The following is a 14002-nucleotide window of genomic DNA, read 5'->3' as shown; positions in this document are numbered from 1 at the left end:
AAGATAGGGGTGAGGCGAAGGGTAATGGCCTCAAGTTTTGGGTTTTAGGCCTACTTTTCAGAAATCAGCCTTAAAACGGGTTATTCTTATTCTCTCTTAGAAGCAACCCCGCCGCCAAGTGGTGCATCTTCTAGCTAAAGAAGCTCCTCTGTCTCTTTTCTGGAACGGATTTTGCCTTCGGTTGAATATAAGAAACGGCTAATATTATGAAAGCACACCTACTCTCCCTCATCTTCGTTTCACTGCTCTTCTGGAGCGGGCAGGCCGGGGCGCAGTCTAAGGTTTTGTACGAGCAAAACCGGCAGGAAACGTTCTCTATCTCCAGCTTCACCAATGCAGATTTGAATGCGTTGGCGCAGCAATTGGGGAGAGACAACCATCATCGGTCGGGCAAATTGGTGCTGCCCGTGGAGTTTGAACAGCGCGAGAAAATTACCCGTTCCGGAGACCAGGTGGAAATCAGTGCCTCGGTAAAGAACGTGCGGGTGCGGGAACAGGTGCTCTTCCGCGAGTTTGATTTCGCCGATGCGCTCACCCCCACCGTTATCTACGCCAAAGTGCAGTTAATAGGGCGGGAGGACAAGGTGCTGCAAACCTTTGATATCTCCAACAAGAATCTGAACCAGGAGGGGGCGGCCGTGCTGGTGCAGACTTCCCTCAAAGACACCTCAGACTTCTCGGGTTATAAACTGCGGGTAGTGGAGACAAAACTGGGCTTTTCGGCCGGGAACCATGGGGCGGTACAGGAGCGGCTTACCTGGGTGAAACGGTATTATGACTCTGATGCCCGTCTGGCCCAGCTCTCCCGTGATTTGCAGACCATTAACCCCAATGACATTGATTACCTCACGGCGCACAATGACCGGGTGAAAGACCTGGAACGGGAGTTAGACCGTTTGTATGATAGCCGCCTAGAGCGTGAGTTACAGCTGAACCACCATGACCCTATCCAGCTTCGGCGGCGGGTGAAAGACCTGGACATCCGGTTCAAAGAGCGCCGCGTGGCTTTAGACCAGATGTGGGCCCGTTTACCTGAAATCTATTACAACCGAGGCTTGGAGCTGGCCCTGAACGGCAACAGCCGTGCCGGGCGGGAGTTTTTTGAGCGTTCTTTGCAGGCAAATCCGGCCTTCGCGCCTTCGCACCTGCAACTGGCCCGCCTTGATTTCAAGGAAGGTTACCTGAAAGAAGCCGCATTACGCACCCGCGACTTGTTGAACCGCATGCAGGTAGACCCAGAGACGTACCGGTTTGGACAGGAACTAGCTTTTGATATCCAGAACGCCTACGTGCGCCAGGGCGAGCAACTCAACAACCAAGGCAAATACCGCCAGGCCATGGAGCAATTTGAGGAAGCCAAGGAGTTCTGCCGGGCCATTGCCAGGCTGCAGTGCCGGTCTGAGTTATGGGAAGAAGGCATTGCCTTTGCCAAAAGCGGTATCTACGATAACCTATTGCAGGACGGACGCCAGGCCTTGAACCAGAAGAACCTACCTCTGGCCGAGAAGCTGGCCAAAGAAGCGCAGCAGTACGCCCGCATCAACAAAACTGCTATTGATTCAGATGCGGCCGCTGCCACGTTGCTGCGCGATGTACAACAACAGGTGTACCTTGGCCTAATGGCCGATGGTCGCAAGGCGCTGCAGTTAAAGCATTACAGCACCGCCTTGCAGGCCTTTGAGAAAGGGAAAACCTTGGTTGGCGGCTACAGCTTAACTTCTGCCGCCGATGCTGATAAATTGCTCCGCCAAGCTGCCCGGCCCATACTCCTGGAGAAAATCGCCGAAGGCCAGTTACAGGCCAACGCGAACAAGTTGCCCCAAGCCCGTTCCCTGGCAGCAGAGATAACGAACCTGCAAATCCGCTACGGATTGGTGAACGACAAAGAACTGGACGGTAAATTCAGAGCCTTGAACCAAGGCATTTTCTCTCAGGAGTGCGCCAACGCCCAAGCGGCCTATGACCAGCACTATCAGCGTTCTTTGCAGTACAGCCGTGAGCACAAGTTCGCCCAAGCCGCCGCTGAGTTAGACAAAGCCCTTGCCGCCGTGAAAGAGAACGGCGGTTGCGCCATCCCCTCGGCTACCGCCGAAGTGGAACTTGCCCGCATTGATGCCCCGGCCCATTACCAGGAACTTCTGCAGAAAACCAGCGACCTCATCAATCAAAACAAAATGGCCGAAGCCGTGAAGGTGTACCAGGAAGCCAGCCAACACTATGCCTCCGCAGATGTGGCCCGTTATGGATTGGAAAATGCGCCTTTGCTCGCGTACGCCCTGACCCATGAAAACAAAGCCTTCGTGGCCGAAGTAGCCCGCCATGCCGCTGTCCAAGGTGATGCTTCCGGTTCACTGGATCTGGTAAAACGCCTGGTTTCTCTAAAATACACCAAATACAACCTGAACCAACTACAGGAGCAAATCGGCCAACTGCTCGCCGCCCGTGATGCCCAGGCCAACCCCAACGGTGACTACAAGCAACTGGCCAACACCTACACCGGCGGCAGCAAAGACCTGAAAAAACTGAATAAGGCCTACCAGAAGCAGTTTAAGAAGCTGACGTAGGATTTATAAAACAAAAGCGCCTCTCCTACATCAGGAAAGGCGCTTTTGTTTTGGGCATAAGTATGCGGGCAAAATTAGTTTGACGTACTTTTCTTGTTGTCCTCCTCCTGGAAGGATCTTGGTTTCGAACGGCAATTGCGAATGCTATGCTAGTTCGCCCACAAGATCCTTCCAGGGTAACAAATAGAGTATAAAGTAATGCTGTCTCCGTACTTAGTTTTAAAATGAAGGTTTCAAACGAGGTTGGCACAGACACTCGCAGGTCTTTTGAGTGAATGCGTGGATATGCAGGTGTAAGCATAAGGGCTCCGCATCAACCAGCCCCACGCCAGCAACGGCAAACTGCAGGCACAACAGCCTCTACAACTTACCCTTGCAGCAACTCCGCCAACATTCCTTCTTTCAACGCATACGCAGACACCCTGATCTTCTCCAGGTTATACTTCTCCAGTACCCAGTCAATTACCACGCAGGCAACCACAATCATATCTACGCGCATCTCCAGCATGCCGGGGATGACCAGACGCTCGGCGCGGGTCTTCTGAAGGAGTTCTTTGTATTGCCGGTGAAACGTAGCCAGGGATAATGCCAGGTCGGGGGAGCCGTTGGGGTCACGGATGATGCCTTGGGGAGCCAGATCCATGTCTACCAGCGTGTCGAAGGTGCCGGAAGAGCCAATCAGGACTTCGGGTTGGTGCTGGAGCACGGCGGCGGTGAGCTTTTGCAGATGGTCTTGCAGGTAGTGACGCAGGGCCTTGACTTGGTCGGGTTTAATGGCTTGTTCCGGCTCTGGGTAAAACTTGTCTAAAAGGCGTTGGGCACCAATCTCGAAGCTTTTCTTCCACAGAATTCCCTTGTCCGTCCCGATGATGAATTCAATGCTGCCGCCGCCAATGTCCATTACCAGCACTGGTTTGGGGCCTACTTCCATGGCGAGCTGCACGCCTTTGAAAATCAGTTCGGCCTCGCGGGCACCCGAGATCACCTCCACGGCAATGCCGGTCTGCTCTTTGATGGCTTGCACCACCTCTGGGCCGTTGCTGGCGTTGCGGAGGGCGCTGGTGGCAGTAGCTTTCACCTCTTCCACGCCGTGTTGGTTCATGATGTCTCTAAACCCGGACAAGGTCTTCAAGCCCCGTTCGCGGGCCTCAGGGGTGATTTCTCCTTTGCTGATGCCGCCCAGCCCCAGCTTGACCGGAACTTTGGTTTTGTACAGCGTTTGCTGCACGCCCTCGGCATCCAGTTCAACTATGAGCAGGTGGAAAGTATTGGTTCCAAGGTCTATAAGCGCGAAACGACGAGACATGTGTTTAAGTAGGAATTGAGAATTAGGAATCAAGAATTAAAAAGGAAAGCAGCAATCAATTTCAGGAAGCCTTTTCTATTTCTGTTGCACTCATTTACAAAGGCAGTACGGGAAAATCTTCGGCTGCGCCGATATGATGTTGCTGGAAAACACAGAATTTGTTTTGAGGCTGTTTTTAGGAAAACGGGCCAAAAACAGTTTTAGACAAATAGGTAGTACCAGTTAACAAATCTACCCGAACACCTTTTGCTTTCAAGCAGAGCTTGTTTAAATTTCAGGTTTGCTGGCTCAACTAGTCAGGGAAAGATTCTGCGGAAGCGTTTTATGAGTTGCCTGCCAGCACTACGGTGCGACGCAACCGCGAGCGCAGGTTCTTTTTATGGCAATTTGCAGCGCAAAGATGAAATTTGAACATGCTCTCAAGGGAAAAAGCCTGTAGACAAGCAGTTGTTGCGTGTATGACAGCGCTTTTCTAGTTGGCCCACAAGATCCTTCCAGGATGACAAAAGAAGAGTAGCGAAGGTAAATACCTAAAATTACGCTGCTTGACAGAGAAAGCTACTTCACAGAACTGAACCGGAAGAACGTGCCCAGCGGCAACTTGCGTTTGGCCTGGTCTTCCAGATACAGTTCGCCCAATTCTTGATTCTGGACAGTGTGGCCGAAAGAGGCTTTGATCAGGTTATCCAGAATCAAGGCCGAAAACCCAAGGGAGTACAGGTTGATCACGAAGAAGTTGTTCTCCGGATCCAGCAACTCAGCGCAGAGTTTGATGAGTTCATTGATCTGTTCTTCCAGAAGCCATTTCTCACCATCGGGGCCGCGGCCGTAGGCGGGCGGATCCAGGATGATGCCCTGGTATTTGTTTCCGCGTTTCACCTCGCGGCGGGCGTATTTCATGGCGTCTTCCACCAGCCACCGGATGTTGTCCAGGTTGCTGGCTTCCATGTTCTGGCGGGCCCAGAAGTTGACCTGCTTCACGGAGTCCAGGTGGGTGACATCGGCCCCGGCGGCGTTGGCGGCCAGCGACGCCCCGCCGGTGTACGCGAACATGTTCAAGACCTTCGGCTTGCCGGGCAGGGCGCGGGTGCGGTCAAAGATGAACTGCCAGTTGGGGTCTTGCTCGGGGAACAGGCCCACGTGTTTGAAGGAAGACAAACCCAGCCGGAACCGCAATTTCAGGTCATGGTAGCGGTAGTTGATGAACCACTGCTCGGCCATGCCTTTCTTCAGTTGCCACTGTCCTTTCTCCTGGTTGCCTTTCTCGCGCCGGAAGGTCGCCTGCGCCCTGGTTTCCCACTCATGGTCTGAGAGGTGCTTGTCCCAGGCGGCCTGCGGTTCGGGGCGGGCCAGCACGTAGTCCCCAAAGCGCTCCAGTTTCTCAAAGTTGCCGCAGTCAATCAGTTCATAATCGGCCCAGGCGCTGGTGGTCAGGAAAGAGTACATAGGTTTTGGTTGGTGGTGAAGGGGCAAAGGTACGGTTTTGTGGCGTGCGGTGCTGTCCTTCTTCCAGGAGCCGTCTCAAGTAGCTGAGAAGGGATACGTTTCTGGCCTGTTTTTGGTAAAAAGCATCCTAAACGCCTTGCTGCGTTTTACCCTTAAGGTTCTTGATGAACCAGTGTGCGGCCTACTGCCGGTGGTTCCCGGCGAGTCTGGAGACGCGCTTCCTCCTAAGTCAAGAGACTAAAGTCTCGCGCCAGTACCCTCTAAACCTGTGAGGTCTTGGAGACCTCACAGGTTTTCGCGTTTCCAGCTTGTTTTCCGCAGTGCCGCCTGCTCCAAAGACCTGGTAGCGCGCGCAGCTCCTACGCGTGTCTGCGCCAAGGTCGTTTCCGGTCTGTTTTCCGCAAAACAGTCCTAAAACGCCTCAGCATGGTTCTGCGGGTGAGGGGCTGAGGTGTTTTTAATTCAGCGGGCGTCTGTAGCATGGCATCACTTTTTTGAGTAATTTTCAAGGTTTTTACAAAGAAAAGATGCTCCGCCCCGGCGGAAAACAGGCGTATACGTTTAACATGGAGGTAACTTTCTATAAATACCAGGGCACCGGCAATGATTTTGTGGTGCTGGATAACCGGACGCAGGCCATCCAGCTCAGCCAGGAGCAGGTGGCTTTTCTCTGCGACCGCCGCAAAGGGGTAGGGGCCGATGGCCTCATGCTGTTGCAGCCCAGAGAAGGCTACGATTTTGAGATGGTCTACTACAACGCCGACGGTAGGCCCAGTTCTATGTGCGGGAACGGCGGACGCTGTCTGGTGGCCTTCGCGCAGCATCTGGGCGTGGTGGAAGACCAGGCCTACTTCATTGCCGCCGATGGCCCGCACCAAGCCTTCCTGAAAGACGGATTGGTGCACCTGCAGATGAAGGACGTAGACGCGGTAGAAGACCTGGCGGAGGCCGTTTTCCTGGATACCGGCTCGCCGCATTACGTGAAACAAGTCAATGCGCTGGCAAATGTAGACGTGTTCTCTGAAGGCCGGGCCGTCCGCTACTCAGACCGTTTCAAGGCCGAGGGAACCAACGTGAACTTTGTGGAGCATCTGCCCGAGAACAAGCTGTTTGTGCGTACCTATGAGCGTGGCGTGGAAGACGAGACATTTTCCTGCGGCACGGGCGTGACCGCCTGCGCTTTGGCCGCCAGCCGCGCCGGGTATGAAAGCCCGGTGCACATCAAAGTGTTGGGGGGCGAACTGCAGGTAAGCTTTGAGAGAGAGGGCAGCGGCTTCAGAAACGTGTTCCTCATCGGCCCCGCCGTGCAGGTGTTCAAAGGGGAAATCAGCCTGTAGCCCAGGCTCTTTTCGCGTCAGTTTTTCAAAAACAGCCTCAAAACCTAAACCGCTTCTGCTCAATGGCCCCGCTCATGTGTTCGCTCATTATCTCTACCTACAACTGGCCCCAAGCCCTACATCTCTGCCTGCAGAGTGTGGCCCGGCAAACGGTGCTGCCCCAGGAAGTCTTGCTTGCCGATGATGGTTCTGGCGAGGAAACGAAGGCCTTGATTATGCGTTTCCAGGAGGATTTCCCGGTGCCGCTTATCCATGTGTGGCACCCAGACAATGGCTTTCAGAGAGCCAAAATACTGAACCGGGCCATTGCCCAGGCCCAGCACCCCTATGTTGTCCAGATAGACGGAGACATCATTGTGCACCCTAAGTTTGTGCAGGATCATCTTTCCATGGCTACTACCGGCCGTTTTTTGGCGGGTGGCAGAATCAACCTTTCGCCGGAGCTTTCCCAGGAAGTGCTGGCAAAGGGAATCACCCACTTCGGCTTCGCCGATATTGCCAAGACCAGTAATTTGTTTAACGGTTTGCGGATGGGGCTTCTGCGCCGCCTTCTGGCTAACCGTTACAAACTGACCGGGAAAAACAAATATTACGTGAAAGGCTGCAACATGTCTTTCTGGCGAGATGATCTTCTGCGCGTGAACGGGTACAATGAAAACTATGTGGGCTGGGGGCCGGAGGACAGTGAATTGGCGGCCCGCCTCATGAACGCGGGTATCAGAAAAATGTCCCTGAAAATGGGAGGGGTGCAGTACCATTTGCACCACACCTATGTAGATACCAGCCGCAAAGCCATCAATGAGGAACTGCTGCGCACCACCATCCAGACCAACATCACTTACTGCCAGAAAGGCGTAGACCAGTATCTGCAGAAGTAGCGGAAGCCGCGGGCGTATGCTGCGGAGGAAAGTCTTTTAAGCAGGAAGTCTTGAAAATCTGTAAAACGATGACGAGGTGGTTTTTAGCCTCGTTTATAAAAATAACACAAAAAACAAGCAGGGCTGGGGAAGTGACAAGTAAGAAATGAATCTGGTTTAATTACCTTTAGGTGTTGCCAGAGGCAAGGGGCGCCTTTCTCCGGTAGAAAAGCAGAAGAAGTCTTTCAGTACAAGATCTACCGTTTATGCTGCACACAGACCGCATCTCTCTTCGGGCACCAGAGCCCTCAGATTTGGATTTTCTCTACACCTTGGAGAATGATACCACCCTGTGGCCGGTGAGTTTGTCCGTAGCCCCGTACTCACGGGAAGCGCTCAAGCTGTACCTTGAAAACGCCGCCCTGGACATCTTCGCGGCCCGCCAGCTTAGGCTCATGATTTGCCTGCGGCAGGAAAACACCGTCATAGGCACCGTAGACCTGTTTGATTTTGAGCCGCTTCACCAACGGGCGGGGGTAGGCATCGCCCTGGTTTCGGGCCAGCGGGGGCAGGGCTACGGCAAAGAGACGCTGCAGGTGCTGGAAAATTACGCCATCCACATTCTGCAGCTGCACCAACTCTATTGCTCCGTGGCCCAGGAGAATACCACCAGTCTAAAGATTTTCCGGCAGGCCGGATTTCAGGAAGTGGGCTTGCGGAAGGATTGGCTCAGAACCTCTACAGGCTGGCAGCATGTGGTAGAATTCCAGAAGGTGCTGACCGTTTCTTGAAATTGGGCAATTGGGGGTTTTAGGGGAATAGCAGAAGACCAGGAAAGATTAATCTCATTCTAAATTCGCGGATTTATACTGAATTTTGTATAGTTCTACAGGTTAATCAAGGGTAAATCCTATTGGAATGTAGCCTTTTTCCAAAATCTACGTAAGCTAGGGAAAAATGGAAAAGATACCGTTTCGCGTTCTTTTCACGGATCCACACTCCTTAACTAGCTTTTGTATGCTTGACCTAGACCTAGATTTTGTCCCCGGAGGGGGGAGTAGTTCCCTTACGCCAGAACCAGAAGTATCATCATCCAATACTTATGCAGCATCTGTAAATAATACTGCTAAAGCCTCTTCAAAACTCACCAATGACAGTAGTTTGGAGGCGTACCTCAGCTCTGTCTCGGCCATCATTTGCTTGTCGCACCTACGGTGGGATTTCGTTTACCAGCGTCCGCAGCACCTGCTGTCCCGTTTTGCCAAGCACACGCGTCTGTTCTTCTTTGAAGAACCCTATTTCTATGAGAATGCGCAGCCCCGGCTAGAGATGGAAGAGCGGGAAAATGGCCAGGTGACCAAAGTAATAGCCCATTTACCTAACGGACTTACCCCGGCAGAGTCAGACGCGAAGCAAATAGAGCTGCTCAATGCTTTCATGGCAGACCATGACCTGGAGAAGACTGTTTTCTGGTACTATACGCCTATGGCGCTGGAGATTTCCCGCCAGTTTACGCCTGCCTTAACCGTGTTTGACGTAATGGATGAACTCTCTGCCTTCAAGTTTGCGCCGCCGCGGCTACTGGAACTGGAAGCCGAGTTGTTGGCGAAGGCCGATGTGGTGTTTACCGGAGGCCAAAGCCTGTATGAAGCCAAAAGAGACCGCCACCAACAGGTATATGCGTTTCCTAGCAGCATAGATAAAGTGCATTTCGGGCAGGCCCGCCAAAACCAGGAAGATCCTGCTGACCAGGCCGGTATCCCGCACCCCCGCATGGGCTTCTATGGGGTAGTGGACGAACGTTTTGACATTGAACTGCTCCGCGAAGTGGCGACTGCCCGCCCAGAATGGCAATTCGTGATTATTGGGCCAGTGGTGAAGATAGATCCGGCGGTGCTGCCTGCCAGTTCCAACATCCATTACCTGGGCGGAAAATCTTATCAGGAGTTGCCTTCCTATTTGGCGGGTTGGGACGTAGCCTTGTTGCTGTTCGCCCATAATGAGTCAACCAAGTACATCAGCCCCACCAAAACGCCAGAGTATCTGGCCGCCGGTAAACCGGTGGTGTCTACTTCCATCAGAGACGTGGTGCGCCCCTACGGCGATCTGAACCTGGTGCAAATTGCCGATGGTGCCCAAGCGTTTGAAACAGCCATTGTGAAGGCGCTGACGCAGAAGGAAGACAAGGAATGGTCGCGCCGGGTAGATGACTTTTTGGCCGGGTTCTCCTGGGACAAAACCTGGCAAGGCATGGTACGCCTCATGCAGGGGGTAAGCACTGAAAAGAAAGCGAAAAAGAATTCTGCCACTACCTAAATTTTGCTTCAACCAGGAGGCAACCGGCAAGAGGGAAGCAGCTTACTTTCTAAAAATCAGCCCCAAAACGAAGGAAGCAGGATCTTCTCTCCCGCGGGAGAGAGCGGAGAGATGCTATGTAGGCATAGCAGCAAATCAATATAAAATGAAAATAACTTTAGCCCAATAAATATATGTTCGACTATCTGATTGTAGGGGCAGGATTTGCCGGGAGCGTACTAGCCGAGCGCTTAGCCACGTATTCCAACAAAAAAGTATTAATCATAGACAAACGTCCGCACATTGCCGGTAACGCCTATGACCATTATAACGAAGACGGGATTCTGGTGCACAAGTACGGGCCGCACATTTTCCACACCAACTCCAAAGAAGTATTTGAGTACCTGGGTCAGTTCACAGAGTGGCGCCCGTATGAGCACCGCGTACTGGCCAGCGTAGACGGGCAGCAGGTGCCTATGCCTATTAACCTGGACACCATCAACAAACTGTACGGGCTTAACCTCACGTCTTTTGAGCTGGACAAGTTCTTTGAATCTGTCGCCGAGAGGGTAGACAACATCCGCACGTCAGAAGACGTGGTGGTAAGCAAAGTGGGCCGCGAGTTGTACGAGAAGTTCTTCAAGAACTACACCCGCAAGCAGTGGGGCATGGATCCGTCTGAGCTGGACAAATCGGTGACCTCACGGGTGCCTACCCGCACCAACCGCGATGACCGGTATTTCACAGATACCTATCAGGCCATGCCGTTGCACGGATTCACCAAAATGTTTGAGAAGATGCTGGATCATCCCAACATCAAGATCATGCTCAACACAGACTACCACGAGATCATTGACATGATTCCGTTCAAGGAGATGATCTACACCGGCCCGGTAGACGAGTATTTCGATTTCAAATACGGAAAACTGCCGTACCGCTCCCTGGAGTTCAAGCACGAGACCGTGAACAAAGAAGTATTCCAGCCGGTGGCCGTGGTGAACTACCCTAATGAGCAGTTGTACACCCGCGTAACGGAGTTCAAATATTTGACTGGTCAGCAGCATGCCAAAACCAGCCTGGTGTATGAATTCCCCCGGGCCGAGGGAGACCCGTACTATCCGGTACCTAAGCCAGAGAACGCTGAGCTATACAACAAATACAAGAAGCTAGCCGATGCGACGCCTAATGTGCATTTTGTGGGCCGTCTGGCCACTTACAAGTACTACAACATGGACCAAGTAGTGGCCCAGGCGCTTACCGTACACAAAAAGCTGACCGAAAAAGACAAAGTAGGCAAGCCATTGGTAGACGGAGTGGATGTATTACCCAAAGTGGTGCGTGAGGCTTTGAACGGCGGTGCTGCCACCCTAAACGGAAGTTCCACCAAATTGAGTCCGAATGGCAAACATTGAGCTTTGGGGAGGCGTTGAGTGTACCGTCAACCGCGTAGGTGACCAGTACTTTGACCAGCTTGCACAGAGCGGGCATGCGCAACGGATTACTGACTTAGACCTTTTTGCTGAGTTAGGGATCAAGAAACTGCGGTACCCGGTTCTGTGGGAAAGTGTAGCCCCAGAGCATCCGGAGCAACAAGATTGGAGCTGGGCAACTGCACGGCTGAACAGGCTTCGGGAAGTAAACATAGACCCTATCGTGGGGCTGCTGCATCATGGCAGCGGCCCCCGGTATACCAACTTACTGGACGACAATTTTCCCCAGAAATTTGCGCAGTACGCGCGCTCCGTCGCGCAGCAATTTCCGTGGGTAAATTACTACACCCCCGTCAATGAACCACTAACCACCGCCCGGTTCAGCGCATTATACGGTTTCTGGTATCCGCACACCAAAGACGACGCCTCCTTTGCCAAAGCGTTACTAAACCAAATCAACGGTACCAAGCTGGCCATGCAGGCCATCAGGGAAGTGAACCCTCATGCCCAATTGGTGCAGACCGATGACCTTGGCTATTCTCACAGTACGCCTGCCTTGCAGTACCAGGCAGATTTTGAGAACCATCGGCGGTGGCTTTCCTGGGATTTGCTCTGCGGGAAAGTAGACCAGCAACATCCTTTGTGGCCGTATCTGCGCTTACACCAAGTGCCCGAAGCAGCCCTGCTGGAACTGGTACAGCATCCTTGCCCGCCCAACGTGATTGGGGTAAACTACTACGTCACCAGTGAGCGGTACTTAGACGAGCGCATCATTGACTACCCCTGGCACACCCACGGCAGTAACGGGAAACACCGCTACGCGGATGTGGAAGCCGTGCGGGTACAGGCTGCTTCGCCGTTAGGGGTGCAGCAGATTCTGGAACAAGTGTGTGCCCGCTATGACATTCCGGTGGCCATCACCGAAGCCCACTTATGCTGCACCCGCGAAGAACAGATGCGCTGGTTTGCCGAGGTATGGGATTCTGCCTCGTTTTTGAGAAATCAGGGCAAAAACATACGGGGGGTCACCGCCTGGACGTTGCTGGGAGCCTATGATTGGAACAGCCTGCTCACGCAAAACAGCGGACATTATGAGATGGGGGTATTTGACCTCCGCAGCGGTGTTCCTGCCCAAACTGCCGTGTCCAAATTCCTGCGCGGCGTGTCTGCCGGAGAAGAGCGACACCCCTTGCTGGGAATTGACGGCTGGTGGAAACGTGCCTGCCGCAGCATGTATCCGCCGCTGTCAGAGTGCCCTGAGGTGTGGGACGTATCTTCCAATGAGCAGAAGCAGAAAGAGACCATCGGCGTGCAGCCAATGTTGATCACCGGAGCCACCGGTACGTTAGGCCGGGCGTTTGCCCGTCTCTGCGATGTACGGGGCATTCCGTACGTGCTACTGTCCCGGCAGGACATGGATATTACGGATGAGTCTTCGGTTGAGCAGACTATCTTGAAGTATCGCCCTTGGGCCTTGGTGAATACCGCCGGTTACGTGCGCGTAGACGACGCTGAAAATGAGCCGGAAGCCTGCTCCCGCGAAAACACGCTGGGGCCAGCCGTGCTGGCGAAGGTCTGCCAGGCGCAGAACATTGGGTTGGTCACCTTTTCTTCAGATTTGGTTTTTGACGGCGAGAAGCAAACGCTTTATACCGAAGAAGATAAAACCAATCCGCTGAATGTGTACGGCTCCAGCAAAGCATTGGCTGAGGAGCAGGTACTAGCCGCCATGCCGGGTGCGTTGGTTATTAGAACCAGTGCCTTCTTCGGGCCCTGGGACGAACATAACTTTGTGTACCACGCCCTGCGGGCCATTGCGCACCAAGAAACGTTCAAAGCCGCGGAGGACAGCTTTATCACGCCCACGTACGTGCCAGATTTGGTGAACACCACCTTAGATTTACTTATTGACGGGGAAAACGGCATCTGGCATCTGGCCAACCAAGGCACCTATAGCTGGGCCCAGTTAGCGGAGTTGGCAGCCAAACTGGCGGGCCTTGAGGCAGACCCTTGGCTACACCCTGTTGCACAGGCCAGTTTCAACTTGCCAGCCGCCCGGCCAGCTTCGTCAGCACTGGGAACAAGTAAAAGAGGTCTCTTGCCAACCGTAGAAGATGCTTTGCGGCGGTTTATCAGGGCCAGCGAAGTCAATTTCCGGCCAATAAACCAACCAGAAGACGAAATGAGGTTTGCCGCTCAGGCGTAAGCGCGTTCTCTATACTTAAAGCCTGTTTTTAGCCTGTTTTTCCGAAATCAGGCTAAAAACAGGCTTTTCTGTTGTGCTGGCTTTGCTTTCAGATAAGAAGGTTACGCCATTTTCCTGTAAAAACGCTACCCCTAACCCTAAACTTCCGCAACACTGCCCGTGGCTCCCGGCAAGTCTGGAGACGCGCACCAGTAGATGCTACACCGGTGGTCTCCAAGACCCCAAAGGTTTCCGGCGTTTTCCGCCCGTTTTCATAAAAACAGCCCATAAACGCAGCATCGGGGCTCCCCTCTCCCTGGGAGGCTGGGGGTGAGGTGCCTGCCGCAAAGGTGGCGGGCATGCTGCTGTACCCGTGCCTACGCGGAAGAAAGCTGTTTTAAGGCCGCTTTTCTAAAAGAAGCTTCAAAACAGCTATCCGGCTCTTTATCCGTTACTAGCCATTTTTACCAGATTTTGACTTTCTCTGCCATCCCGTCAGGGTTGGGGCACTAATGTGTAAGTGGTATTGTTTTAGCTAGATAGAAAATTGTCGGAAAAACCGCGTATTTTTGAGATTGATTC

Annotated in this window: 9 protein-coding genes; 7 read left to right on the top strand and 2 right to left on the bottom strand. The window is 53.1% G+C overall.

The window, feature by feature from the left end; translation table 11 throughout:
* Window positions 1-206: 206 nt before the first annotated feature.
* The gene (locus HHO50_RS02985; protein ID WP_181304529.1) at window positions 207-2564 is read left to right on the top strand and encodes a hypothetical protein; all 2358 of its coding nucleotides are present in this window, start codon (window positions 207-209) and stop codon (window positions 2562-2564) included.
* Window positions 2565-2931: 367 nt separating this feature from the next.
* Here the strand turns inward: HHO50_RS02985 and HHO50_RS02980 are convergent, their stop codons facing one another.
* Window positions 2932-3870 carry a Ppx/GppA phosphatase family protein gene (locus tag HHO50_RS02980; RefSeq protein ID WP_181304528.1) on the bottom strand — a complete coding sequence of 313 codons (939 nt, stop codon included), beginning with the start codon at window positions 3868-3870 and terminating at the stop codon, window positions 2932-2934.
* Window positions 3871-4428: 558 nt separating this feature from the next.
* Window positions 4429-5316, bottom strand: coding sequence for a class I SAM-dependent methyltransferase (locus HHO50_RS02975; RefSeq protein WP_181304527.1), 888 nt, complete (start codon window positions 5314-5316; stop codon window positions 4429-4431).
* 566 nt (window positions 5317-5882) lie between these two features.
* On the opposite strand from HHO50_RS02975, the gene HHO50_RS02970 reads away from it, so the two are divergent.
* From HHO50_RS02970 to HHO50_RS02945, 6 genes are all read left to right on the top strand, one after another.
* Window positions 5883-6653, top strand: a complete 771-nt coding sequence (locus HHO50_RS02970; protein WP_181304526.1) for a diaminopimelate epimerase — start codon at window positions 5883-5885, stop codon at window positions 6651-6653.
* A gap of 62 nt (window positions 6654-6715) precedes the next feature.
* A complete protein-coding gene (locus HHO50_RS02965) occupies window positions 6716-7531 on the top strand; it encodes a glycosyltransferase family 2 protein (RefSeq protein ID WP_181304525.1) in 816 nt (271 codons plus the stop codon).
* A 245-nt stretch (window positions 7532-7776) separates the two neighbouring features.
* On the top strand, window positions 7777-8301 hold the full coding sequence (locus tag HHO50_RS02960; RefSeq protein ID WP_181304524.1) for a GNAT family N-acetyltransferase: 525 nt from the start codon (window positions 7777-7779) through the stop codon (window positions 8299-8301).
* Window positions 8302-8527: 226 nt separating this feature from the next.
* Window positions 8528-9826 (top strand): glycosyltransferase family 1 protein, encoded by a 1299-nt coding sequence (locus HHO50_RS02955; protein ID WP_181304523.1) that lies wholly within the window; start codon window positions 8528-8530, stop codon window positions 9824-9826.
* Between the two features lie 173 nt (window positions 9827-9999).
* On the top strand, window positions 10000-11217 hold the full coding sequence (gene glf, locus HHO50_RS02950; protein ID WP_181304522.1) for a UDP-galactopyranose mutase: 1218 nt from the start codon (window positions 10000-10002) through the stop codon (window positions 11215-11217).
* Window positions 11204-13441 carry a family 1 glycosylhydrolase gene (locus tag HHO50_RS02945; RefSeq protein WP_181304521.1) on the top strand — a complete coding sequence of 746 codons (2238 nt, stop codon included), beginning with the start codon at window positions 11204-11206 and terminating at the stop codon, window positions 13439-13441. Before glf ends, HHO50_RS02945 begins: the two co-directional genes overlap by 14 nt.
* Window positions 13442-14002 lie beyond the last annotated feature (561 nt).

Origin of the sequence: Rufibacter sp. XAAS-G3-1, from assembly GCF_013623775.1 — a bacterium.
GTDB lineage: Bacteria > Bacteroidota > Bacteroidia > Cytophagales > Hymenobacteraceae > Nibribacter.
This window is presented reverse-complemented; position numbering and strand designations above follow the sequence as displayed.

Bases quoted from the DNA above. Each gene is read 5' to 3' on its own strand.
- HHO50_RS02975 (WP_181304527.1), bottom strand. From the start codon at position 5,316: ATGTACTCTTTCCTGACCACCAGCGCCTGGGCCGATTATGAACTGATT.
- HHO50_RS02970 (WP_181304526.1), top strand. From the start codon at position 5,883: ATGGAGGTAACTTTCTATAAATACCAGGGCACCGGCAATGATTTTGTG.
- HHO50_RS02985 (WP_181304529.1), top strand. From the start codon at position 207: ATGAAAGCACACCTACTCTCCCTCATCTTCGTTTCACTGCTCTTCTGG.
- glf (WP_181304522.1), top strand. From the start codon at position 10,000: ATGTTCGACTATCTGATTGTAGGGGCAGGATTTGCCGGGAGCGTACTA.
- HHO50_RS02955 (WP_181304523.1), top strand. From the start codon at position 8,528: ATGCTTGACCTAGACCTAGATTTTGTCCCCGGAGGGGGGAGTAGTTCC.
- HHO50_RS02960 (WP_181304524.1), top strand. From the start codon at position 7,777: ATGCTGCACACAGACCGCATCTCTCTTCGGGCACCAGAGCCCTCAGAT.
- HHO50_RS02965 (WP_181304525.1), top strand. From the start codon at position 6,716: ATGGCCCCGCTCATGTGTTCGCTCATTATCTCTACCTACAACTGGCCC.
- HHO50_RS02945 (WP_181304521.1), top strand. From the start codon at position 11,204: ATGGCAAACATTGAGCTTTGGGGAGGCGTTGAGTGTACCGTCAACCGC.
- HHO50_RS02980 (WP_181304528.1), bottom strand. From the start codon at position 3,870: ATGTCTCGTCGTTTCGCGCTTATAGACCTTGGAACCAATACTTTCCAC.